This is a genomic window from Methylophilus sp. Leaf416 (assembly GCF_001424665.1).
In the GTDB taxonomy this organism is placed as follows: Bacteria; Pseudomonadota; Gammaproteobacteria; order Burkholderiales; family Methylophilaceae; genus Methylophilus.
Genome location: NZ_LMQS01000004.1, coordinates 294,420 through 318,781 on the forward strand (window position 1 = coordinate 294,420; position 24,362 = coordinate 318,781).

The following is a 24,362-nucleotide window of genomic DNA, read 5'->3' on the forward strand; positions in this document are numbered from 1 at the left end:
GCCATCTTTTTCCTGTTAAACCTCAACCCTCTCGCCAATCAGATGGCGTTAGGAAAGATGGTCATTAACCCAGTTTGCTTTTCAGCAACTCATTGACCTGTGCCGGGTTGGCCTTGCCTTTAGATGCTTTCATGCACTGACCCACCAGCGCATTAAAGGCTTTTTCTTTACCGGCTTTGTATTCTTCGACCATGGCCTGGTTTGCCGCCAGCACGTCATTAATAATCGCTTCAATCGCGCCGGTGTCTGAAACTTGTTTGAGGCCTTTGGCTTCGATAATGGCATCCACCTCGCCTTCACCTGCCCATAATCCCTCAAACACCTGTTTAGCAGCATTGTTAGAAATAGTGTTGTCAGCAATCCGCTTGAGTAATGCTGCGAGCTGGCCAGCGGAAACCGGACTCTCGGCAACCGTTTTTTCTTCCGCATTGAGTTTGGCCGATAGTGCGCCCATCACCCAGTTAGCAGCCTGTTTGGCGTCGCCACCCGCATTCACTACAGCAACGAAATAATCAGCCACTGCACGTGAACTGGTCAGGTTACTGGCATCATAACCGGAGAGTTGGTACTCACTGGTAAAACGCGCTTGTAACGCTTGCGGCAATTCCGGCATATCTGCTCTGACGCGTGTTTTATCAGCTTCTGTCACTTCCAGCGGCAGCAAATCGGGGTCCGGGAAATAACGGTAATCGTTGGCTTCTTCCTTGGAACGCATGGCGCGGGTTTCGCCGGTGTCCGGGTTAAACAGGATAGTGGCTTGTTGAATGGTACCGCCATCTTCCAGTGTTTCGATCTGCCACTGGGTTTCGTACTCAATCGCCTGCAACATGAATTTGAACGAGTTGAGGTTCTTGATTTCGCGGCGGGTGCCCAGTTTTTCTGTACCTTTTGGACGCACTGACACGTTAACGTCGCAACGGAACGAACCTTCCTGCATGTTACCGTCGCAAATGCCTATCCATTGCACCAGTTCGTGCAGTTTTTTTGCATAGGCAACCGCTTCCGCCGCACTGCGCATATCCGGTTCCGTCACGATTTCCAGCAATGGCGTACCCGCGCGGTTTAAATCGATACCGGACATACCTTCAACCGCATCGTGCACGGATTTACCGGCATCTTCTTCCAGATGCGCACGGGTGATGTTGATGACTTTTTCGTAAGCTTCAGTATTTTTACCTGCAGGCACCTGGATAGTGATTTTGCCTTTGCCAACCACCGGCAATTCGAACTGGCTGATCTGGTAGCCTTTAGGCAAATCCGGGTAAAAGTAATTCTTGCGAGCGAAAATGCTGCGGGGCGCAATGTCGGCATCGATAGCCAGGCCAAACTTGATCGCGCATTCCACGGACTGTTTATTGAGGACCGGCAACACACCCGGCAACGCAATACTCACTTCACAAGCTTGCGTGTTTGGCTCAGCACCATACGTGGTCGAAGCGCCACTGAATTGTTTGGACTTGGTTTGTAACTGCACATGGGTTTCCAACCCGATCACGACTTCCCACTGCATTTAGATGTTCTCCAATGCTACTGGCATTTGGGTATGCCAGTCTGTTACTTGTTGATAGGCGTGGCCGACATCCAGCATTCGCGCTTCATCAAAATAATTACCGATAATCTGCAAGCCGACTGGCAGCGGTTTACCATCGCCATTTTGGGCAAAGCCGGCAGGAATACTCATGCCAGGCAAACCGGCCAGGTTGACGGCAATGGTATACAAATCTTCGAGGTACATAGCGACCGGGTCGCTGGTCTTCTCCCCGGCCTTAAAGGCTGTCGAAGGGGCAGCGGGCCCCATGATCACATCACAGTGCTTGAATGCTTCCACAAAATCCTGCGCAATCAGGCGGCGGATTTGCTGGGCTTTCAGGTAGTAGGCATCGTAGTAACCGGCGCTCAATACATAGGTACCAATCAGGATACGGCGCTTAACCTCGGCACCAAAGCCTTCGGCGCGCGACTTCATGTACATTTCCTGCAGGTCATTGTATTCGGCAGCGCGGTGACCGTAACGCACACCGTCATAGCGAGACAAATTGCTGGAAGCTTCTGCAGGCGCCAGCACGTAGTACACCGGGATAGACAGGTTGTTATTCGGCAGGCTGATATCCACGATTTCAGCGCCCAGTTTTTTGTATTCGGCAATCGCCGTTTCAATCACTTTGGCAACATCAGCACTCAGGCCTTCGGCAAAGTACTCTTTTGGCAGGCCGATACGCAGGCCTTTTAACGGTTGCTCGCCATGCATGTGGGCGAGGCCACGCGTGTAATCTTCTTTTTCGCGGTTGACGCTGGTGGAGTCACGTTCGTCGAAACCAGCCATCACATTGAGCATTAGGGCACAGTCTTCAGCCGACTTAGCCATCGGACCTGCCTGGTCTAATGACGAAGCAAACGCGATCATGCCATAGCGGGAGACTAAGCCATAAGTAGGCTTCAAACCAGTGAAGCCACACAGGGAGGCGGGTTGACGGATGGAACCACCGGTGTCAGTACCAGTCGCTGCTGCGCACAAGCGCGCCGCGACAGCAGCTGCGGAACCGCCCGAGCTACCACCAGGTACGCGGTCAAAGTCCCAGGGGTTTTTCACGCCACCAAAGTAACTGGTCTCGTTGGAGGAGCCCATGGCGAATTCGTCCATATTGGTTTTGCCAAGGTTCACGGCGCCGGCAGCATCAAACTGGCTGATCACATGTGCGTCATAAGGCGCAATAAAGGTTTCCAGCATTTTCGAGCTGCAAGTGGTGCGCCAGCCTTTGGCACAAAAAATGTCTTTTTGGGCGAGCGGAATACCCGTCAGCGGCCCGAAGTCACCGGCAGCAATACGCGCATCAGCGGCCTTGGCCTGGGTTATGGTTTTTTCTTCATCCAGCGTGATAAAAGCATTGATGGTCGGATTGAGTTGCGTCACGCGCTGCAAGTAGGCTTGCGTGAGCTCGACACTGGAAATTTGCTTGCTGGCCAACTGTTGGCCCAGCTGTTTAAGGCTACTGTTAATCATCATTAAAACCGTAAAGGAGGTGGCGACTTAATTATTTGATCACTGCGTTTGATCAATGTTTATTCAATGACCTTGGGCACGAGATATAACCCATCTTGCGTGGCAGGGGCAATTGACTGGAACAGTTCGCGCTGATTGGTTTGGGTGACCACGTCTTCACGCAAGCGCTGCGTGACATCCTGTGAGTGCGACATAGGCGCAATTCCGGCGGTATCTACTGCTTGCATTTGCTCGATCAGCCCTAAAATGCCGGAAAGTTTATTTAAAGTTTCTTGCGCTTCAGTGTCACTGACTTCGATGCGAGCCAGATGCGCTATACGTTTAATGTCTTCAAGATTGAGTGCCATAGAGGATAAGTCTTCAAGAATTCGAAATCACATCTTAATTTCATGTGCGTTTTGCGCTATTATACCTTGATTTCAAGCCACACTCGGCTGGCGCTTCAAAAGTCGGAATTTTACAGGATAAAACATGTTCGGTGCACTTAACAGCTACTTCTCCAATGATCTCGCAATCGACCTTGGCACAGCCAACACCCTGATTTACGTGCGCGGCAAGGGTGTGGTGCTGGACGAGCCGTCTGTCGTTGCCATTCGTACCGAGGGCGGGCCCAACGGTAAAAAAGTGTTGCTGGCAGTGGGTTCCGATGCGAAAAGCATGCTGGGACGTGCGCCAGCCAACATCCAGGCGATCCGCCCGATGAAGGATGGTGTGATTGCCGACTTCACCATCACCGAGCAAATGCTCAAGTTTTTTATCCGTAAAGTACATGAATCCCGCTGGTTCTCACCCAGCCCACGCATCATCATCTGTGTACCGGTAGGTTCCACCCAGGTTGAACGCCGTGCGATTAAAGAGTCTGCCGAGCGCGCCGGCGCCAAACAGGTTTTCCTGATTGAAGAGCCAATGGCTGCTGCCATTGGTGCTGACATGCCGGTGGCTGAAGCGACTGGTTCCATGGTGGTGGATATTGGCGGCGGCACCACGGAAGTTGGCGTGATTTCACTGGGTGGTATTGTGTACGCCAAATCCGAACGCGTCGGTGGCGACAAGTTTGACCAGGCGATTATCGACTACATCCGCCGTAACTACGGCATGCAGATTTCCGAACCTACCGCCGAAGCAATCAAGAAAAGAATCGGCTCCGCTTTCCCGGGTTCTGAAGTGCTGGAAATGGAAGTCACCGGTCGCAACCTGGCGGAAGGCCTGCCACGTAAATTCACGATTTCAAGCAACGAAATCCTGGAAGCACTTACCGAGCCTCTGAACTCTATCGTCGGTGCAGTGAAATCCGCACTGGAACAAACGCCACCAGAACTGGGTGCCGATATTGCTGAAAAAGGCATGGTACTGACCGGTGGTGGCGCGTTACTGCGTGACCTGGATCGTTTGCTGGTGGAAGAAACCGGCTTGCCGGTCATCGTTGCTGAAGACCCATTGACTTGTGTGGCCCGTGGTTGTGGCCGTGCATTGGAAGAAATGGATAAATTGGGCAATGTGTTTGCCAGTGAGTAATGTAAGGCCCGGCTGGCGATACCCTCATTATGCTCAAAGGCATACACCAACAGCTTGATCCGCACGAATCCCCGGCCTTTTTTATCCAGGGGCCGCGGCCTTTTTCACGCCTGATGTTTTTTTGCGCATTGTCTCTGGTCATGATGGCCATCGATGCACGTTTTGACTATTTGAGCCAGGTGCGGCAATGGTTTAGCGCCGCCCTGCATCCGCTGGAAATTGTCGCCAGCGCCCCGAATGAGTGGGGTCGCAACATTAATACCTACTTTACCTCGCATAACCAATTGATCCAGGAAAACTTCAAGCTCAAGCAACAAGGTTTGATTGATAACGCAGCGCTACAGCGCCTGGCGACCGTGGATGCAGAAAATGTGCACTTACGCACACTGCTGTCAGGTGATGCGCCTATCATCCCTAAAGCGACACTGGGTGAAGTGATGCATATGGGACGCGACCCGTTCAGCAATATCATCACACTCAACCGTGGCAGCCGTCACGACATCACACCTGGACAAGCAGTGGTGGACGAGCAAGGCGTGGTTGGCCAGATCACCCGGGTTTACCCGTTCACCAGTGAAGTCACGCTGATTACCGATAAAAAACTGTCCATCCCTATACAGATTGAACGCAATCAATTGCGCGCGATTGCTTTCGGCGAAGGCAAGCGCAACACGCTGGATATCCCTTACCTGCCAACCAGCGTGGATATTAAAGTCGGCGATAAACTGGTCACCTCAGGCATTGATGGTGTATATCCAGCCGGCTTGGCCGTGGCGGTAGTGACACAGATTAAACAAAGCCAGGATTCACCGTTTGCCAAAATCGTCAGCCGCCCGATTGCCGGCGTCAACAACCATAAACATGTGCTGATTCTGAAAATCCCTGAGTCACCGGCAATTAATCCGGTGACAGACAACAAGCCGGTATTGCCGCGCAATAATGCGCAACATCTCGATCAATCGGTGGTCGATGTACTGCAAAAAAATAATGCGGCGGTAGATCCGCATCCAGTCACCGAACTGCCTAGTTTGGACTCCACAGACACTGACCCCGCTGCCGTGAATGCGATAACGCCGCCAGCCAGCACGCAGACAAATAATGGCAGCACTAATACTGCCACGCCTAACAGCACATCACCACCTAACAGCCAAGCGCCAACTGCACCGGAGCGTCCATGAAACCGGTAAAATTCAGCACCTTCTTTTTTACCTTGCTGGTTGGCTTGGTGTTCCAGTTATATCCATGGTCAAACTCCGGAGTGATTATCCGCCCTGACTTCCTGCTGGTGATTGCGCTTTACTGGCTGCTGCAGGCGCCCTATCACTGCAATATCGGCTGGGTATGGTTTGCAGGGTTACTGGTAGACCTGGCTACCGGCAGCCTGCTCGGCCAGCACGCACTGACATTTTCGATTACTGCTTTTCTTGGTTTGATTTACCAACGCCGCCTGGTGCTGTTCAACCGCTGGCAGTTGCATCTATACCTGATCTTCCTGTTCGGCATGCAACGCATATTGATTATGCTGCTGAAGCTTTTTGCCGGTAGCGAGATGCCTGACTGGACCTATGGCTTGCCGATCATTTCCGACCTGATCCTCTGGCAAATCATGATTGTGTGGTTTGGCGAATTATCGCGCCCGAAAAAGTTATAAGCGCATGGGGTACAGCACCGAACTCAAGAACCACCAGAACGAACAGCACAAGTTCCGGGTTCGCCTGGTTTTCCTGGTATTAGCGGTCATTGCCGCTTTTTCTGCTTTAGCAGGCCGTTTTTATTTTTTACAGGTCTACCGCTACGACTATTACCAGACGCTGGCAGAAAACAACCGCATCTCGATTGTGCCAATCACGCCTAACCGCGGCCTGATTTCTGACCGTAACGGTATTATCCTGGCGCATAACTTTTTTGTGTATACGCTGGAAATCACGCCCTCCAAAACCGACGACTTGCAGGACACCATTGAAGAGTTAGGCCAGCTGGTAGAAGTCTCGCCAATCGACCTCAAGCGATTTAAGAAATTGCGTAGCCAAAGCCATACCTTTGAGAGTATCCCGATTCGTACCCACCTGAACGAGTATGAAGCGGCCAAATTTGCGGTAAACCGCTTCCGTTTTCCGGGCGTAGAATTAAAATCACGACTGTTCAGGCACTATCCTTATGGCACACTGGGTACGCATGCGATTGGCTATATTAGCCGCATCAACGAGAATGACCTCAAGCAACTCAAAGAAAATAACCAGCTTTCCAATTACAAAGGCACCGAGCATATCGGCAAGGCCGGTGTTGAGCAGGCTTATGAAGAGCAATTGCATGGTATCACCGGTTTCCAGCAAGTAGAGATTGACGCGGATGGGCGCGCAGTTCGGGTGCTTTCCAGCGCATCGCCAACGTCTGGTAACAATATTGTGCTATCAATGGACGCCAAATTGCAGGAAATCGCCGAGCATGAATTTGCCGGCAGGCGTGGCGCATTGGTTGCCATTCAACCTAAAACCGGCGAAGTGCTGGCGATGGCAAGTATGCCGTCATTTGATGCCAACCTGTTTGTGGATGGTATTGATTACGACAACTGGAACCTGCTGAATAATTCACTGGATAAACCATTGATCAACCGCAGCCTGAAAGGCATTTACCCGCCAGGCTCGACTTTTAAACCATTTGTGGCGCTGGCGGGGTTAGAGTCCGGCAAGCGCCAGCCGCCTTTTGCCATCAGCGACCCTGGCTATTTCATGTTGCCAAATAGCCGTCACCGTTACCGCGACTGGAAGCCTTCCGGTCATGGCGCGGTCGATATGCGCCGGGCAATTACCGTTTCCTGTGATACCTTTTTCTACGGGTTGGCGATGGAACTGGGCATAGACCGCCTGACCGATTTTGTACGCCATTTTGGGTTTGGCGAAAAAACCAATATCGATATCCAAGGCGAATTGTCAGGATTACTGCCCACACCAGCCTGGAAGAAGAAACGCTTTAAACAACCGTGGTATATGGGTGAAACCGTGATTGTTGGTATCGGGCAAGGGTATACCTTGGTGACACCTATGCAACTCGCGCATGCCACTGCCATGCTAGCCAACAGTGGCAAATCTATCCGGCCGCATCTGGTAAATGCCATCGTTAACTCGAAAACCAACCAGGTCAGCTTATTGCCGCATGCAATTGCCGACCAGTTGAATTTGAGCGCCAATAATCTGGAAATCGTCAAGCTGGGCATGATGGATGTAACCCAGCCAGGCGGCACTGCCGCTGCGATTGGTACCAATGCAGGTTATTTAATCGCGGCCAAAACCGGTACCGCACAAGTGGTCGGTATCAAACAAAACGAGAAATATAACGAAAAACTGATTAACGAACGGCACCGCGACCACGCCTGGTTTATTTCGTATGCGCCTGCCGAAGACCCGAAAATCGCAGTCGCCGTGATTGTAGAAAACGGTAGCCATGGTGGCTCAACAGCCGGCCCGATTGCGCGCAAGGTGATGGATTATTATTTACTTGGCAAAGTACCGGTTGACCCGGCCGCTGCAGCAGTGCCGGAAGTCACCATTACCAATGCGCCAGAAGTAGAAGAGGAGCCACATGATTAGGCAATTGATCGTCCGCTTTATACGGCATGTAGACTCTGTCCTGCTCGCCACTGTTCTGATGGTGCTGGTGGTGGCATTGATGGTGCTGTATAGCGCATCTGGCCAGGCGCTGACCAAAGTGAACGCGCAAATCGTGAATATCATGATCATGATGGGCGTCATGCTGCTGGTAGCCAATACACAACCGCAATTCATTGAGCGCATTGCGCTGCCGGTGTATTTGTTTGGTCTGACACTGCTGCTGGCTGTCGCCTTGATAGGTGACATCAGCCATGGTGCGCGGCGCTGGTTAAACCTGGGTGTGACCAAAATCCAGCCTTCAGAACTGATGAAGCTGGCCGTGCCCATCATGTTGTCCTGGTATTTTTCCAAACGCGAAAGTATGTTGCGTACCGGCGATTACTTAGTCGCCGGGGTGATTCTGCTGGTGCCGGTACTATTGATTGCAAAGCAGCCTGATCTGGGTACTGCCACCCTGGTATTTGCTTCCGGATTTTTTGTAATTTTCCTGGCTGGCCTGAGCTGGAAATTTATCTTCGGTAGCGCGATTGCCTTTGGTGCTGCCTTGCCGATTTTGTGGTCTATGCTGCACGACTATCAACGGCGCAGGGTTGAAATCCTGGTCGACCCGAGCCAGGATCCATTGGGTGCGGGCTACCATATTATCCAGGCCACCATTGCGATTGGTTCCGGTGGGATGACCGGCAAAGGTTGGCTGAATGGCACCCAATCACAACTGGACTTTGTACCTGAACGCACCACCGACTTTATTTTTGCCGTATTCGCTGAAGAATTTGGCCTGGTCGGCTGCTGCCTGTTGTTACTGCTGTTCACCATTATCATTGGCCGCGCTTTTATTATTGCCTCGCAAGCCAAAAATACTTTTTCACGCTTGCTGGCAGGCAGTATTGCCGCCACCTTCTTCACTTATTGTTTTGTGAATATGGGCATGGTCAGCGGCATTTTACCGGTGGTGGGCATTCCGTTGCCATTGGTCAGTTATGGCGGTACTTCTTTGTTGACCCTGGGCCTGAGCCTGGGCTTGCTAATGAGTGTGCAATCGCATAAACGACTGGTTGCCACCGACTAGTGTACTTTGTGAGGACAAGATGTCTTTTAATTCAAAACTGATAGCGATTGCGTTGCTAAGCAGCCTGCTGGCTGCCTGTAACAGCAGTATGCCACCACGCCAGACATCTCCGTCTCAGCCACCAACCAGCAAATCGACACCCGCAGAAAGACCACGCGCCACACCTCCCATGGCGTCTTCACCTTCTGCCCCGCCTGTCATGGGTCCGCGCATCATCAACATTGACCCAAAACCGGAATTTGAAGGCAATGCTACCGATGGCATAGACCCGAACACGCCGTTGGAAACGTCAGTGACGCCCAGGCTGGACCCTATCGTCAAATCCACGACCAAGCCTTATATCGTCAATGGCGAGACCATTACACCGATGTCAGCTATCGCCACGCCTTTTACCCAGACCGGCCACGCTTCATGGTATGGCAAAAAATTTCATGGCCGCAAAACCGCCAGCGGTGAAGTCTATGATATGTTCAAACTCTCTGCCGCACATAAAACCCTGCCTATTCCCAGCTATGTGCGCGTAACCAATCTCAGTAACCGCAAGTCGGTCATTGTCAGGGTCAATGACCGCGGGCCGTTCGGGCGTCCGCGGGTAATTGATCTGTCTTATGCCGCAGCAAAACAGCTGGATATTATCCAGCATGGTTCCAGCCAGGTAGAAGTGACCCTGATAGATACGACACAGCAGACACCCGAACCCTTGCAGCCATCTACTGAAACCGTTCAAGTGACCAGGCAGATCATCCAGCCGGTATCAGCAGGCGCTTCACCGGCAAGCGTGCCTTCACCGGCAAGCACACCTTCTACAGCAAATACCTCCGCTGCAAACATTCCTGCAAACGGACTGGAAGCCAATGGTATTTACATCCAGGTTGGCGCTTTTGGCCAGGAAGAAAATGCCGACCGATTGCAGAAGCGCATCTTCACCGCCATCCCCGAGACACAAACCCTGCTCAACAAAGTGTATAATGGCAAGCTGTTCCAGGTCGTACTGGGACCGTATCCAGATCACGCATTGGCAGCACAGGCGGCCAGTCAGATGCGTGACCAATTGCAGTTACCTGCACTTATTTTTTCCCGGTAATTGTTTTTTCACGAGAAGTTTTTCTGCGTGAAGTTTGTATCCCGTAAGGGGTTTTTCTCATTGACTGTTTATCTCGTTAAGTGACTAACCATGTGGCGCTCTTGTATTGCTGTTCTATTTTCACTCCCATTCATTACGCTGGCCGCTGAAGCCATTACCCTCAATGTGCCGTCGCCGACACTGGCTGCCAAAGCCTTTGTATTGCGCGATGCCAATACAGGTGGATTGTTGGCGGCCAATAACCCGGATATGCCGGTAGAACCAGCATCGCTGACCAAGGTAATGACAGCCTACTTGGCTTTTGAAGCAGTCAAGCAAAAGCGCTTGTCACTGACACAAACATTGCCGGTAAGCCATAAAGCCTGGAAGGTCGAAGGGTCCAAAATGTTTATCGACACCACCATGACGGTGACAGTCGATGAGCTGCTGCATGGCCTGATTATCCAATCCGGTAACGATGCTGCCATTACGCTGGCTGAAGGGATTGCCGGTAGTGAAGAGTTATTTGCCACACTGATGAATAAAAAAGCCGTGGCATTGGGCATGAAAAACAGCCATTTCATTAACTCAACCGGCTTGCCTGACCCTACCCATACCACCACAGCGCGTGATTTGTCGATCCTGGCCAATGCCTTGATCCGAGACTTCCCTCAAGATTACGCGCGCTTATACTCACAAAAATCTTACACCTATAACAAGATTACCCAGCCTAATCGTAACCGCTTGCTGTTCCTAGACCCGACTGTCGATGGCATGAAAACCGGCCACACCGAATCTGCGGGTTACTGCCTGATTTCTTCTGCCAAACGCGATGATTTCCGCCTGATTTCTGTCGTTTTGGGCACGACTTCAGACAATGTACGTGCCGCCGAAAGCCAGAAGCTGCTGAACTTCGGCTTCCGTTTCTTTGAATCCAAACTGATCTACCCGGCCGCTAAAGCCATCACCCGTCAAAAAGTCTGGAAAGGAACTGAAAGCGAAGTCGATTTGACAGTTGCCAAGCCTGTTTACCTGACTTTGCCACAAGGCGAATATGCCAATATGAAAGCCAACGTACGGATTGCCAAGCCGCTGGAAGCGCCACTGAAAGCCCAGCAAGCAGTAGGTAAAATCGAGTTTACCTTGAACGGAAAAGTCGTCCACAGTGTGCCATTGGTGACCATGCAGGCGGTAGAAGCCAGCAATATCTTTTCACGCATGATTGACCAAGTGCGTTTGTATTTGCAATAACATGTTTCAACAGGTGACCGTATGAGCGAACCAGATAAACCATCTTCTGAACAAACGCCTGTAGCAGAAGAGACCCTGATTGAGTTTCCCTGTGACTTTCCGATCAAAGTCATGGGTGAAACACATGATGACTTCACCAGTGAAGTGACCAAAACCATACAGCGGCACCTGCCTGAGTTTGGTGCCCATTTAATCGAGATGCGCGGCAGCAGCGCGGGCAAATACCTGAGCCTGACTTGCATGGTGTACGTCACCTCCAAACCGCAACTGGATGATATCTATCGCAGCCTGACCTCGCACCCGATGGTCAAGGTCGTGCTTTAGTCACCCTTTCAAAATCACATGCCTGCTCTGGAAATTCGCCAGCTGGGCCTGACTGACTATGCAGTCACCCTGGCCGAAATGCAGGCTTACACCGCGCAACGCAATAGCAGCTCTGCTGACCAGTTGTGGGTAACTGAACACCCGCCGGTTTATACGCTGGGCCTTAATCGGCGCGGGGTTAGATTGCCTGATAACGATATCCCCGTCGTAAATGTAGACCGTGGCGGCAAAATCACTTATCACGGCCCAGGCCAGTTAATTATTTATTGCCTGATAGACCTCGCACGTAGCCACTTGAATGTGCGGCAACTTGTCTCCATCTTGGAAAACAGCCTGATAGAATTCCTGGCCGTCCATGGCGTGACTGCTGAAGCACGTCCTGATGCGCCAGGCGTTTATGTGTCCGGTAAAAAAATAGCGTCGTTAGGGCTACGCCTTAAAAATCAGTGCTGTTATCATGGCTTAAGCTTGAATATTGATATGGATTTGCAGCCGTTTGCCGACATAGACCCCTGCGGTTATGCCGGCATGCAAATGACACAAACCAAAGAATTACAGATTCCGTTAGCCATGGCTGAGATTGCCGCAGCGTTAACTCAAACACTGAAAGAGAAACTGGCGCATGTCAGATAAATGCCAAACTGAACGCCCGGCGAAAAAAGTGGCGGGTGTCAAAGAAATTGACGCCGCGAAAACCTCACGTATCCCGATAAAAATCGTGCCCATGCCGGTATTGCGCAAGCCGGAGTGGATACGCATGAAAGTGCCGGATTCAGCGCGCTTCCAGGAAATCAAACAGGTTTTGCGTGACAACAACCTGCACACCGTCTGTGAAGAAGCCAGTTGCCCGAACATAGGCGAATGCTTTAGTGGCGGCACCGCCACTTTTATGATCCTGGGTGATATCTGCACCCGCCGCTGCCCGTTTTGCGATGTGGCACACGGCAAACCCCTGCCGCCTGACCCGAATGAACCGGAAAACCTGGCGCGTACCATTGCACAGATGAAACTGCGTTATGTCGTGGTCACTTCGGTAGACCGCGATGATTTGCCCGATGGCGGTGCGCAGCATTTTGTCGATTGCATACGCGCGATCCGTGCCCAATCCCCACACATCAAAATTGAAATCCTGGTACCGGACTTCCGTGGCCGCCTGGATGTGTCTCTGAAAATCCTGCGTGAAGCGCCGCCGGATGTGATGAATCACAATCTGGAAACGGTGCCGCGCTTATATAAACAAGCTCGCCCCGGGTCTGATTACCAGCACTCACTCAACCTGCTCAAGCAGTTCAGCGAGATGTATCCGCATGTGCCGGCCAAATCCGGCCTCATGCTGGGCCTGGGTGAAACTGATGAAGAAATTCTGGAAGTGATGCGTGACCTGCGTGCGCACAATGTCAGCATGCTAACCCTGGGGCAATATCTGCAACCAAGCGTGCATCACCTGCCCGTGCTGCGTTATGTGACACCTGATACGTTTGCCTGGTTTAAAGAGCAGGCAGACAGCATGGGGTTTGATAATGCTGCCAGCGGTCCGATGGTACGCAGCAGCTATCATGCAGACCAGCAGGCACATGCAGTCATCGCCCAGGAAGCATAAATTAAAAGCCCGCTGGCCCTCATCCTTGAAAAACCCAGCCTAAGAAGATACGTACAGGAGCAAGATATGGTTCCCCATTTAACCACCGCCTTAAGCGGTCCGTTGGACAGTCTGGAAAAACGCATTTTACAAGCCATGCCGGATATCGAACACTGGTTTCGTACTCAGTGGCAGGAAGTTGCCGCGCCATTTTATGCCAGTGTGGATCTGCGTAATTCGGGCTTCAAACTCGCACCGGTAGATACCAATTTGTTTCCAGGCGGATTCAATAACCTGAACCCGGAATTTCTTAGTTTATCGGTACATGCCGCTCAGGTTGCGGTGGAGAAAGTCTGCCCGGATGCACGCAGATTGTTGCTGATCCCGGAAAACCATACCCGTAACACTTACTATCTGCGCAACGTTGTTGAACTGTGTCATATTCTGAAATCGGCGGGTATGGAGGTGCGCGTTGGCAGCCTGTCACCCGAGATCACTGAAGTGACCAGGCTGGAAACCCACGATGGCCTGCCTTTGATTCTGGAACCGCTGGTACGCGAAAAAAATCGCCTCAAACTCAATGCTGCTTCTTTTGAAGGTATCGATTATCCGGCATTCGATAGCTGTGCCATCCTGCTCAATAATGATTTATCAGGTGGCGTACCGGATATGCTGCAAAACCTGGAGCAGACTTTAATTCCACCTTTACATGCCGGCTGGTTTACCCGCCGCAAATCGCAACATTTTGCCGCTTATGACAAAGTGGTAGCCAACTTTGCCAAGCTGCTGGATGTCGACCCGTGGCAGCTAAACCCTTATTTTGACACCGCCAGCGGCATTGATTTCCATCAGCGCGTCGGTGAAGACCAACTGGCTGAAAAAGTCGATGCCATGCTCAAGAAAATCCAGGCTAAATATGACGAATACGGCATTACCCATGCCCCGTTTGTGATTGTAAAAGCCGATGCCGGCACTTATGGTATGGGTATCATGAGTGTGAAATCTGCCGACGAAGTGCGTGACCTCAACCGCAAAACGCGCAACAAAATGTCAGTCATCAAAGAAGGCATGGAAGTCTCTGAAGTGATGATACAGGAAGGCGTATATACCTTTGAGAACATCAATGATGCGGTGGCGGAACCCGTGGTCTATATGATGGATCACTTTGTGGTCGGCGGCTTTTACCGCGTGCACACCAGCCGCGGCGTGGATGAAAACCTAAATGCTCCCGGCATGCAGTTTGTGCCACTGGCATTTGAAAAGCCCTGTACCCTGCCCGACTGTTCCGACGCCCCAGATGCACCGCCTAACCGCTTTTATGCCTATGGCGTAGTGGCGCGCCTGGCACTGCTGGCCGCCGGAATGGAACTGCAGGAAAATGACCACTGACCGCATAAACGACTCGAAGGTGCATGATGAAACTGCTGTTTATCCTCGACCCGCTGCATAAACTAACCGTTTATAAAGACACCAGTCTCGCCATCATGCGTGCCGCGCATGCGCGTGGGCACGAGCTATGGGTATGTGAACAACAGGACTGGCACTTGCAGCGTGAAGTTTCACTGGTGGATGCGCAGCCGTTTGCATTTGAGGGTAGTGGCTGGGTAGTCGGCGAGAAAAACACGTATATGCCGACTGCTTTTGATGCCGTATTGATGCGCAAAGACCCACCGTTCGATAACGAATATTTATATAGCACCTATTTGCTGGAATTCGCCCAGCAACAAGGTGCACGCATCATCAATGACCCCGCATCCATACGCGGCTGGAACGAGAAGCTATCCGTAGCCCGCTTTCCGCAATTTGCACCGCCTTTTATCGTCACCAGCCAGCGGGAAAAGATACTGGCTTTTCTGGCCGAGCATGACGATATCATTGTCAAACCGCTGGATGGCATGGGTGGCAGCGGTATTTTTCGTTTGCGTAAAGACGACCCAAATATTTTCGCCATCCTGGAAACACTTACCCAATTTCAAACCCAGACCATCATGGTGCAGCGTTACATCCCGGAGATAGTCAAAGGCGATAAACGTATCCTGATCATCAATGGCGAGCCTCTACCATATGCACTTGCCCGTATCCCCAAAGCCGGCGAAACCCGTGGCAACCTCGCTGCCGGCGGTAAAGGCGTCGCACAACCATTAAGTGCTCGTGACTTGGAGATCGCCGAAACCGTTGGTAAAACCCTCCAACAACACGGTCTGTTTTTAGTCGGGCTGGATGTGATTGGTGATTATTTAACGGAAGTGAATGTCACCAGCCCGACCGGTATGGTGGAAATTGCGGCACAATCCAGGGAATGGGCAGAGCCTTGTGACCCCGCGCAAGTAATGGTGGAGGCGTTAGAGAAAATGGTCGTCAATTAAAGTCATCTGAATTCACTGGCGGTCCGGACGCTTATTACCCTTTACCAGCAAGCCTCACCTGATCAAAATACTTATTTCAAAAATTACGTCACCATTGACGAGCAAACAAGCCTCCGTGCAGGTCGCAAGTCACCAACATCCCGCCTGCAATGCTTAAAGATTAATTTTTTAATTAATCAGTTCAATATTCCTCTTCTTAAACCAGGCTTTTCCTATCAATTTTGATAATATGGTTTAACAGTTTAAAAATGCTTTATATCATCGATTGCTGCTTCAGGAGTGTCATCAATGCGAGTGTTAGTGCTAGGTTCCGGTGTGATTGGCGTGACAAGCGCCTATTACCTGGCATTGAAAGGCTTTGATGTCACCGTTGTTGATCGGCAGCCGGCAGTCGGCCTGGAAACGAGTTTTGCGAATGCCGGGCAGATTTCACCCGGTTATTCTGCGCCATGGGCTGGCCCCGGTGTGCCGCTAAAAGCATTTCAATGGTTGTTTCAGCGCTATGCGCCGCTCTCCATCCGTCCGGACTTAAGCCGGTGGCAATTGCAATGGATGTCCCAGTTTCTCAAAAACTGCTCACTTGAACGCTACACCCTGAACAAATCACGTATGGTACGACTGGCGGAATATAGCCGTGATTGCCTGCGTGAGTTGCGTGCTGACACTGGCATCCAGTATGAGCAGCGCAGCCGGGGGACCTTGCAAGTTTTTCGAACCCAAAAACAGCTTGATGTTGAATTCAAAGATATTGCGGTGCTCAGTGAAATGGGCGTGCCTTTTCAACATGTGGACCCTGATGGCTGCGCGCTGATTGAGCCTGCTTTAATTCATGTGAAAGACCAACTATTAGGCGGCCTGCATTTACCGGATGATGAGACCGGTGATTGCCAATTGTTTACCACCCGCTTGGCCGCGCTTGCACAGACCATGGGGGTCAAATTCAGGCAGGAAGCCACTATCAATCGCCTGATCACCCAGCAAAATCTATTGTCAGGTGTTGAAATTAAAACAACCCACGGAATCGAGAATTTGGATGCAGATCACTATGTGATCGCCCTCGGTAGTTACTCGCGCGAGCTGATGCTAAGCCTGGGCTTAAACTTGCCGGTCTACCCGGTGAAAGGCTATTCGCTGACCGTGCCGATTATTAATAGTGATGCCGCGCCTGTTTCCACGGTGATGGATGAAACCTACAAAGTTGCCATCACCCGCTTTGACCAACGTATACGTGTGGGCGGCATGGCCGAATTGGCAGGCTTTGACTTGACGCTGAATCCGCGTCGCCGTTTAACACTGGAAAAAGTGTTGAGTGGATTATTCCCTCAAGCCGGTGATGTCTCTCAAGCCAGTTTCTGGACAGGCTTGCGCCCGATGACACCGGATGGCACGCCGATTATCGGCCAGGCAAATAGCATGTATCCAAACGTTTGGTTGAACACCGGGCATGGCACCTTAGGTTGGACCATGGCTTGCGGTTCTGGCAAAGTACTGGCTGACCTGATTGCCCAAGATAAACCAGCGATTGAAACTAGCGACCTTCAATATTCGCGCTACAAAAGATAAACATTGGTACAGATGTTTCTCAATCGCGCTGAAGCATACAGTGATTACATCAGCAAGAATTCTTTCGGCACAGGTAACGGCGGAATCTCTTTATCACCCAATGCTTCTTTGGTTTCAATCTCAATCACATCTGCCAGCGCACTGATCGGTAAAGCATTGGCGCCCATGCCAAATGGCTCTTCGAGTTCGTTACCCAAGGCATCCAGGCCAAAAAAAGTATAGGCAGCCAGCGCAGTAACGAAAGGAGTCGCCCAGCCCAGCGTGTTGGCAAAACAAAACGGTAACAAAAAGCAGAATGTGTAGGCCGTTCTGTGCAGCAGCAAGGTATAGCCAAACGGGATTGGCGTATTTTGAATACGCTCGCACGAAGCCTGTACCAACGCCAGTTTTTGCACCAGCTCATCCAGCATGTTGAACTGGATAGTGTCTATGCGGTGGCTATGTAATGCCTGAATCAGCACAGATTCCATCGCCCGCAGAATCGACTCGGGTGGATTTCTGCTGTTTTTATATTCCTTGAATACCGGCTCGGTGAGGTAGGTTTGAATTTTGTACGCGGAATTGGTCGGCCTGAGTTGTACCAGCAACGCTTGTGCATAGGCAATATTACCTTGCAGTAAAATTCTGCGCGGCGATTGGTCGGCTGCTTCATTCGTATTCAGTATCTGGCTCAAGCGGGCGAGGCTGCGCGAAGTCAGTACAAATTCGCCCCAGATTTTTCTCGCCTCCCACCAGCGTTCGTAACAGGCATTGTTCCTGAACGCCAGAAAAATGGACAAGGTAATGCCCAGCAAGGCAAACGGCCCGCCATCGAACTTGGGCAGCCAGCCCGGCTCGTAGGTATACACAGCGACAATAAGGGTAGAGAGCGTAGCGACAAATATCAGCAGTGGCATGATACGCAGCACGATTGAACCCTTGATAATAAAAAACAGTTCAAGCAAATGGGGCCTGGGTCTGACGATCAAATGGTTTCTCCCGCGAATCGAACTATTGTTGTGATGATATACTCGATGATTAAAGTGTATCGGCAAGCTGCTTAATTACATTGCTAAAATAAGCATGGAATTACAGCGGGTTTAAGCGCTTTTTTGTTACCTGTCACCTTCATAACCGTCAGTGAGTAAATGATGATGTTGAAATGGAAAGATGTACTCAAGTTTGCCAGAGAAGGCAATCCTGAGCCAAATTACAGAGTGCGTAAATCAGTGGATGAATGGCGTGCAATACTGGATGAAGATGTCTTCACCATCGCCCGCCTGAGTGCTACCGAACGCCCTTTTTCTTCAGAAATGTGTGAAGCTTTCACGCCAGGACGTTATGCCTGTGCCTGTTGCGAGCAAGAGTTGTTCGATTCAGGACAAAAGTTTGAATCTTCCTCAGGTTGGCCATCGTTTGACCAGCCGCTGACACCCAATGCGATTGCTTACATCGAAGATGGCAGCCACGGCATGCACCGCATCGAAGTGAAATGTAATGTTTGCGACGCACATCTGGGACATGTGTTTCCCGATGGCAAAACGGAAAGTGGCTTACGCTACTGTATTAATGGCAAAGCGACTACGTTTGTGAGTGCTTAAATAAAAGGCCCCGGCTGATGCGATCAACCGGGGCCTTTTCATTTCTAATCAAACCAGGCTTTATTTACCCAGTCTCCTGCCAAAGCTTACTGCATAAGAAGTCGGACGGGCCAGCAGGATAGGATCCTGGCTAGCTTCAATCCCTTCTGTCAATTGGAGTGGATTAAACATCAGTGTTTTCTCTTTTGCCTTGCTATCCGCAACCAGAGATTTCAGGGTCAAAGTGCCTAATTCAACGATCTTGCGGCTTTCGGGCCATTGAACCGTCGCATTGTTAACTTCATCCCCTTTATCCGCAATTTGCAGCAGCAGCTTGTATTGCACGGCGTTTGCTTTCACACGTTCGCCGATATCTGTCATCAGGTAATCCGGCGCCGCGGCATCTGCTGCTTCCTTGGTTAAATATTGCGCACCTGCCACCGGGATAATCTGGTAACGGCCATAAACACTTTGGCCAGCCGCGTTGGTAAATTTAAAAGCATTCACGCCAAAAAATGGCTGTGTTGCAAAGCTGACCGGCGCTGGCTTGGGTGTGGTCACAAATTTCAAAGCTGCCGGATGTGAGCCTAAAAACTGTTCTACAGGACTTGGTTTAGCGGTGCTATTTTGCGAATCGCGCACGGCATTGAGCAAGCCTAAAAAGTCTTCTGGCGTCGCCGCGGGAAAATTATTCACCGAGATACTGACAATATCTGTGCTCAAGCCATCAGGCAGTTGAAAACGGATAGCGATCCCTTTGGGGAAGGCATTGCCATTGGCATCCGGGATATTAGGTACACCAGTCGCATCAGAGAAACGCACCAGCACCGGGCTGTCGGCTTTCTGTAAATGCGCGGCTTTGCTGATACTGGCGGCCTGTGCAGATGGCTGGAAAGTGCCTTCCAGCATCACGCCTTTGGCATGGTTAGAGCGGAATCCGGCATGTGGTCCACCCGAAAGGGTGGTTAAGGTATCGACCAATTGCTCGGTCACCGGTTTTTCCTCTGCCATGGCTGGCATTGCAGTGATAATTGAAGCTGCTGATAACACGCTGATAAGTATTTTTATTTTCATGATGATGTCCTTTCAATCTGTAGATAAGTAAAAATTAACACTGTAAAACAAGTAATGCAAAATTAAATAGTGCGCTATATTTATGCCAAAAAAAATGTAAAACAACCCCCACTACGAAAAAATTTCTTCTAGCCCGCGTGCTGTATCAAATGGTTACGTAACACCTTCATTCTGTCGCGCAGCGACATGAGCTCTTCAACCGGGCAACCCATAGCGCATAGCATCTCATCCATAATGTTGGATGCCTGCTCACGCAAACTGCGTCCGCTATCAGTCAGGCAAATAATCACCTGTCGCTCATCTTTACTAGAACGCACTCTTTGTAACAATTCGGCGGATTCCAGCCGCTTTAACAAAGGCGTCAAGGTTGCCGAATCCAGAAACAGCTGTTCGCCAATGTCGCTCACTGTGCGCTGGTCACTTTCCCACAACACCAGCATTACCAGATATTGCGAATAAGTGAGCCCCAATTTTTTCAGTAAAGGCCGGTAAGCCTTGTTGATTGCCAGCGATAAGGAATACACAGCAAAGCATAACTGCTCGTTTAAAATGGGTGTTTTGCTTGCTGTTGTGCTACTCATAAAAAAGATTATAAATAGCGCGCTATTAAATGGCAATAAAAATAAAAATTATTTTCTGAAATAATCCAACAAGGTCTGGATCATAAAATTGCCTTTTTTGTGCATTCTGATTTTGCTCATTTCAATCTCCTTTATTAAGTATATGAAAAGCATGGTAAAACCAACCAGCCACTAAGGGAAGTTGAATGTTTTTATAGCAATGATTAGCGAAAGTTATCGCTGTCAGGTGGGAGAATTAAATCCGTCCAGCGGATTGATGGCAAATGACAGGTCATCACCAATATCGATATCAATCTCGTTCTGGCTTTCCCAGCGTTCGAGCCAGATTGAGAAATCTTTTTCCGGCATGGGCTTGCCGATAAAATATCCCTGGCCTTCATTACAGCCGAGTTTGGATAGCTGACCAAGCACCTCTTCGTTCTCGATGCCCTCTGCGACTACTGTGAGCCCCAGGTTATGTGCCAGGTCGATGGTTGATTTCACAATACTGGCATCACTGGCGTTTTTATCCATGAACATGACAAACGAACGGTCAATTTTAAGCTCTTGCACAGGTAATTGCCTCAGGTAGGCTAATGATGAATATCCTGTACCAAAATCATCAATCGCCAGGTGCAAGCCCATCGATGCCAGTTTCCTTACCACGGTTTCAGCACGCTCCGGGTCCTGCATCAGACTGCCCTCCGTGATCTCCAGTTTAAGGGCTTTTGCATCCAGCCTATGCGTCTTTAGCAAAGCTTCAATCTGCTGAGGCAGTTCCATATTGTTGAGATCACGGGTAGATAAATTCACTGCCAGAGTCATGTACAAACCCTGGCTACGATAATCAGCTAACACTTGGCAGGCACGCTGCAGCATCCAGTTGGTAATCTCACTGATAATGCCAGTCTGTTCAGCAAACGGAATAAACTGGTCAGGGAAAATCATGCCTTTTTCGGGATGTACCCAGCGGATCAAAGCTTCGCCACCCAGGGTCTTACGCGTTTTGACATCAATTTTCGGCTGGATATACAGCAATAACTGATCTTTCTGGATAGCTTCTTTCAAGTCTGAAATCAGGGTCAAGGTTTCCGATTGGTCAATCTCCAGCGCGGTGTTGTATACAATCCAGTCTGCCTTCTTGACTTTGGATTCATGCAAGGCCGTTTCCGCATGGTTGAGTAACTCTTCTTCACTGACGCCATGCTCCGGGTAAAGCGCAATCCCCATGGCGATACGCACATCGATCGCCTGACCTTGTACATTGACCGGCGTATCGAAAATACGGTTAACTTTTTCGGCATATTTGGTCGCTTTGGCCTGATCGGTGTGTTGCAGCATCACGGCAAATTCATCTGCATCCAGACGAGCGACGACATCCTCCCCGGAAAGTACATTTTGTTTCAACACCTGACCGACATGGCGCAATAAATCATCACCAAAATCCCTGCCCAGGGTTTTATTGATAGGCTTGAAACGGTGGATATTAATCACAATCACACTCAGCGATTGCCGGGTTTCTGCATGCCGGGTAATTGACTGGCTTAGCCCCTGGGTTAACGCCAGGCGGTTCGAGAGACCGGTCAACTCATCGTTAAACGCCAGTCGCTGGATACGCAGCGTACGCTGCAACACCGCTTCGCGCATGCTATTGAGTGCTTTGCCCAGGTAACCGACTTCATCAATGCTATTCACATGGATTTCTTTTTCATAGTTACCCATGGCGATTTCGTCTGCATTTTTAACCAGCTCGGCAATCGGCTCCGTGGTCTTGCGAGAGACATACCAGATCAGGGCGGCAAAAATCAGTACGCCGACAAAAGTTAGGACCACCATGTTTTGAAATAAGGTGTTCAGGTCGCGCGTGAAAGGAGCGACAGAGCCTTGCAGCACCACCAGCAACACCTCATCTTTGGTTTCGTGCAAAGAACGGATTTTGAGTTGATAGGTTTGGCCTTGTAAATCGACTTTGTGCAGTGATAATCTTTGGCGATAAATATCTGAGACAGTTTTAACCAGCACATTAGAAAGCCGGTTGGTACCGGTGCCACTCATCAGTTGCCATTCATGTTCACGGGTTTTTTGCAGGAATGACACATCCAGATGCGTCAGTTGCTTGATCTGGTCAGCCAGCCGGCCATCCACAGCAAAGCCCATCACAATCCAGCCGATCACATCTGGCGCTTTGACCGGCACGGTAATCAGCTGGTAGGGTTTACCTTCAACAATATCAAACTGCAGGGTGCCATTCTGGTTATGCAGGATTGCCTGTTTTGCATCTTCACTGGCTTGCAGGTCAAACATGGCTTTTTCGCTATTGGCCGTGCCAATCACCAGGTCTTCACTATTGCTAATGTAAAAAGCAATCTGCGCATGTATACGCCCCTGATAATTCTCCAGCGCTGACTCTATGGTTTCGGCATCGTTGCTGGCTACCGCATCGCGGAATGCATAGTCAGCGGCCAGCACTTGGGTGGCTTGTTTCAGGCTTTGGGTATTGTGTTGCAGCAGGTTAACAAACACGCGTTCGCCGACGTTAATCTGCTCTTCGGCAAGCTCATTTGCGTGCTTAACTAGTGCGTATTTGAGCGGTATCAGACCGGCAAGCTGGATAGCGACAACGACGGAAAGAAATGTAAACGCTATTCGTGAGCGAATATGTTTGAATTTAATCATTCAGATTTATTTTATGGAATGGACACTTTAACTTCTGTAGCACCCTCAATTTTAACTTTTTGCTCGGCAACCGGTTTATTCACCCCAGGCAATAATACTTGGTAAGAATATTGACCATCGCTTAATTTAATGACGGCCCTGCCCTTGTCATCTGTTTTCGCAAAGAATGGTGTATCTACAACGTAGATGTACCCTACCATAGAATCATGAATGTTGCATCCTAAGGTCACCAAACCGGCTTGGTTAAATAACACGGGATCAGCCGCTACGCCGGAATATAGTTTTAGCTCAAACTTCTTGGCTGGCGAGAACGAATATACATGGTGCCTGAAGCTGTCTTCGTTAGGAAAATTAATGCTGGTGCCAGTTTGCACAATGGTCACTTTTGGGTTAAACATTTTGTTCTTTTGCACAATTTTACCCATGGCATTCGGGTTGCTGGCGGGCGTTTTACCATCATAAAAAACCACTACTGCATCCTCTACCGGATTACCCGACGCACTCAAAACAATCACTGTAACATCGGCATGGGCCATGCCAAAAAAAGTCATTGTGCTGACCACCCACAGCTTACGCATTACTACTGTCAACATGCGTGTTTCCTTCACTTTTGAATTGAAACTACATCTTAATCGGTTACTACATCATATTTCATCGGTGCCAATATTCTCAGCAACTCATTTTTTTCTCTAGTGCCTACGCCATTCGCATCCATGCGCTCACGCAAAACATCTACCATAATCTCAAATTCGGCTACCGTGTTGTGCAAATCCGCATGAGACTTCTTCATCGTCTCACCTTCATACACGCAATTGCCACCGGTTTTCACACACAGAAAATTAGTCACACTTTCTTTCAAGGTTTTCATTTTCACGCCCTCAAATGAGCGACTGGTACGCGGGTCTTTGCTGACGATATCCAGGGTTTGATTAGATAACCTGCTCAACATGGGCAAGCCGCCTATCCGCTGGAACAAGGTGGCTTCCGGCTTGGGTTGCGCCACACACCCTGCACATATCAATATTGCCATCGCGATCACATAATAACGCATTGATTTTTTCCCTATTCTTTCGATCAATTACCACATCTTACAGTGGAGCTGTCGAAAGTAATTTGAAAAAAAGCCGATATTCCACAGTTTGTTCTCACAATGA

The 24,362-nt window shown here is 50.1% G+C and carries 23 protein-coding genes; 14 read left to right on the top strand and 9 right to left on the bottom strand.

Going from position 1 to position 24,362, the window contains the following annotated elements:
- Positions 1 to 64: 64 nt before the first annotated feature.
- The 3 genes from gatB to gatC are packed head-to-tail and all read right to left on the bottom strand — an operon-like array spanning position 65 to position 3,348.
- Positions 65 to 1,510, bottom strand: a complete 1,446-nt coding sequence (gatB, locus tag ASG34_RS11115; protein WP_055830497.1) for an Asp-tRNA(Asn)/Glu-tRNA(Gln) amidotransferase subunit GatB — start codon at positions 1,508 to 1,510, stop codon at positions 65 to 67.
- Complete coding sequence (gene gatA / locus ASG34_RS11120; RefSeq protein WP_055830905.1) at positions 1,511 to 3,001, bottom strand: Asp-tRNA(Asn)/Glu-tRNA(Gln) amidotransferase subunit GatA; 1,491 nt, start codon at positions 2,999 to 3,001, stop codon at positions 1,511 to 1,513.
- A gap of 59 nt (positions 3,002 to 3,060) precedes the next feature.
- Complete coding sequence (gatC, locus tag ASG34_RS11125) at positions 3,061 to 3,348, bottom strand: Asp-tRNA(Asn)/Glu-tRNA(Gln) amidotransferase subunit GatC (protein WP_055830499.1); 288 nt, start codon at positions 3,346 to 3,348, stop codon at positions 3,061 to 3,063.
- Between the two features lie 124 nt (positions 3,349 to 3,472).
- On the opposite strand from gatC, the gene ASG34_RS11130 reads away from it, so the two are divergent.
- The 13 genes from ASG34_RS11130 (at position 3,473) to ASG34_RS11190 (ending at position 17,339) form a co-directional block, all read left to right on the top strand.
- Entirely contained in the window at positions 3,473 to 4,516 is a 1,044-nt protein-coding gene (locus ASG34_RS11130) for a rod shape-determining protein (RefSeq protein WP_055830500.1), read from the top strand.
- A 29-nt stretch (positions 4,517 to 4,545) separates the two neighbouring features.
- Entirely contained in the window at positions 4,546 to 5,694 is a 1,149-nt protein-coding gene (gene mreC, locus ASG34_RS11135; protein ID WP_055830502.1) for a rod shape-determining protein MreC, read from the top strand.
- The gene (gene mreD / locus ASG34_RS11140) at positions 5,691 to 6,167 is read left to right on the top strand and encodes a rod shape-determining protein MreD (protein ID WP_055830504.1); all 477 of its coding nucleotides are present in this window, start codon (positions 5,691 to 5,693) and stop codon (positions 6,165 to 6,167) included. The genes mreC and mreD overlap by 4 nt, the downstream gene beginning before the upstream one ends.
- Positions 6,168 to 6,171: 4 nt before the next feature.
- The gene (gene mrdA / locus ASG34_RS11145; RefSeq protein WP_055830506.1) at positions 6,172 to 8,103 is read left to right on the top strand and encodes a penicillin-binding protein 2; all 1,932 of its coding nucleotides are present in this window, start codon (positions 6,172 to 6,174) and stop codon (positions 8,101 to 8,103) included.
- The gene (rodA, locus tag ASG34_RS11150; protein ID WP_055830508.1) at positions 8,096 to 9,193 is read left to right on the top strand and encodes a rod shape-determining protein RodA; all 1,098 of its coding nucleotides are present in this window, start codon (positions 8,096 to 8,098) and stop codon (positions 9,191 to 9,193) included. The genes mrdA and rodA overlap by 8 nt, the downstream gene beginning before the upstream one ends.
- Before the next feature lie 169 nt (positions 9,194 to 9,362).
- The gene (locus ASG34_RS11155; protein ID WP_442922439.1) at positions 9,363 to 10,277 is read left to right on the top strand and encodes a septal ring lytic transglycosylase RlpA family protein; all 915 of its coding nucleotides are present in this window, start codon (positions 9,363 to 9,365) and stop codon (positions 10,275 to 10,277) included.
- Between the two features lie 132 nt (positions 10,278 to 10,409).
- Positions 10,410 to 11,507: a D-alanyl-D-alanine carboxypeptidase family protein gene (locus ASG34_RS11160; protein ID WP_055830907.1), complete on the top strand. Its 1,098-nt coding sequence runs from the start codon at positions 10,410 to 10,412 to the stop codon at positions 11,505 to 11,507.
- Between the two features lie 21 nt (positions 11,508 to 11,528).
- The gene (locus ASG34_RS11165) at positions 11,529 to 11,831 is read left to right on the top strand and encodes an HP0495 family protein (RefSeq protein WP_055830512.1); all 303 of its coding nucleotides are present in this window, start codon (positions 11,529 to 11,531) and stop codon (positions 11,829 to 11,831) included.
- A gap of 18 nt (positions 11,832 to 11,849) precedes the next feature.
- Entirely contained in the window at positions 11,850 to 12,464 is a 615-nt protein-coding gene (gene lipB, locus ASG34_RS11170) for a lipoyl(octanoyl) transferase LipB (protein WP_055830514.1), read from the top strand.
- Positions 12,454 to 13,431 (top strand): lipoyl synthase, encoded by a 978-nt coding sequence (lipA, locus tag ASG34_RS11175; RefSeq protein ID WP_055830515.1) that lies wholly within the window; start codon positions 12,454 to 12,456, stop codon positions 13,429 to 13,431. Before lipB ends, lipA begins: the two co-directional genes overlap by 11 nt.
- Positions 13,432 to 13,497: 66 nt before the next feature.
- The gene (gene gshA / locus ASG34_RS11180) at positions 13,498 to 14,799 is read left to right on the top strand and encodes a glutamate--cysteine ligase (protein ID WP_055830517.1); all 1,302 of its coding nucleotides are present in this window, start codon (positions 13,498 to 13,500) and stop codon (positions 14,797 to 14,799) included.
- A gap of 26 nt (positions 14,800 to 14,825) precedes the next feature.
- A complete protein-coding gene (gene gshB / locus ASG34_RS11185) occupies positions 14,826 to 15,776 on the top strand; it encodes a glutathione synthase (RefSeq protein ID WP_200934453.1) in 951 nt (316 codons plus the stop codon).
- 288 nt (positions 15,777 to 16,064) lie between these two features.
- Complete coding sequence (locus ASG34_RS11190) at positions 16,065 to 17,339, top strand: D-amino acid dehydrogenase (RefSeq protein WP_055830521.1); 1,275 nt, start codon at positions 16,065 to 16,067, stop codon at positions 17,337 to 17,339.
- 44 nt (positions 17,340 to 17,383) lie between these two features.
- Here ASG34_RS11190 and ASG34_RS11195 read toward each other — a convergent pair whose 3' ends face one another.
- Positions 17,384 to 18,307: a bestrophin family protein gene (locus ASG34_RS11195; protein ID WP_055830523.1), complete on the bottom strand. Its 924-nt coding sequence runs from the start codon at positions 18,305 to 18,307 to the stop codon at positions 17,384 to 17,386.
- A gap of 159 nt (positions 18,308 to 18,466) precedes the next feature.
- On the opposite strand from ASG34_RS11195, the gene msrB reads away from it, so the two are divergent.
- Positions 18,467 to 18,919, top strand: a complete 453-nt coding sequence (gene msrB, locus ASG34_RS11200) for a peptide-methionine (R)-S-oxide reductase MsrB (protein WP_235559785.1) — start codon at positions 18,467 to 18,469, stop codon at positions 18,917 to 18,919.
- A 60-nt stretch (positions 18,920 to 18,979) separates the two neighbouring features.
- On the opposite strand, the gene ASG34_RS11205 is transcribed toward msrB, so the two are convergent.
- The 5 genes from ASG34_RS11205 to ASG34_RS11225 all read right to left on the bottom strand — a co-directional run bounded on the left by ASG34_RS11205 (position 18,980) and on the right by ASG34_RS11225 (position 24,259).
- Positions 18,980 to 19,972, bottom strand: a complete 993-nt coding sequence (locus ASG34_RS11205) for a catalase family peroxidase (RefSeq protein WP_055830527.1) — start codon at positions 19,970 to 19,972, stop codon at positions 18,980 to 18,982.
- Between the two features lie 128 nt (positions 19,973 to 20,100).
- The gene (locus tag ASG34_RS11210) at positions 20,101 to 20,553 is read right to left on the bottom strand and encodes a MarR family winged helix-turn-helix transcriptional regulator (protein WP_055830529.1); all 453 of its coding nucleotides are present in this window, start codon (positions 20,551 to 20,553) and stop codon (positions 20,101 to 20,103) included.
- A 222-nt stretch (positions 20,554 to 20,775) separates the two neighbouring features.
- The gene (locus ASG34_RS11215; protein ID WP_055830531.1) at positions 20,776 to 23,208 is read right to left on the bottom strand and encodes a bifunctional diguanylate cyclase/phosphodiesterase; all 2,433 of its coding nucleotides are present in this window, start codon (positions 23,206 to 23,208) and stop codon (positions 20,776 to 20,778) included.
- Positions 23,209 to 23,219: 11 nt separating this feature from the next.
- Complete coding sequence (locus ASG34_RS11220) at positions 23,220 to 23,801, bottom strand: methylamine utilization protein (RefSeq protein WP_088178525.1); 582 nt, start codon at positions 23,799 to 23,801, stop codon at positions 23,220 to 23,222.
- A 35-nt stretch (positions 23,802 to 23,836) separates the two neighbouring features.
- Positions 23,837 to 24,259 (bottom strand): group I truncated hemoglobin, encoded by a 423-nt coding sequence (locus ASG34_RS11225; protein WP_055830533.1) that lies wholly within the window; start codon positions 24,257 to 24,259, stop codon positions 23,837 to 23,839.
- Positions 24,260 to 24,362 lie beyond the last annotated feature (103 nt).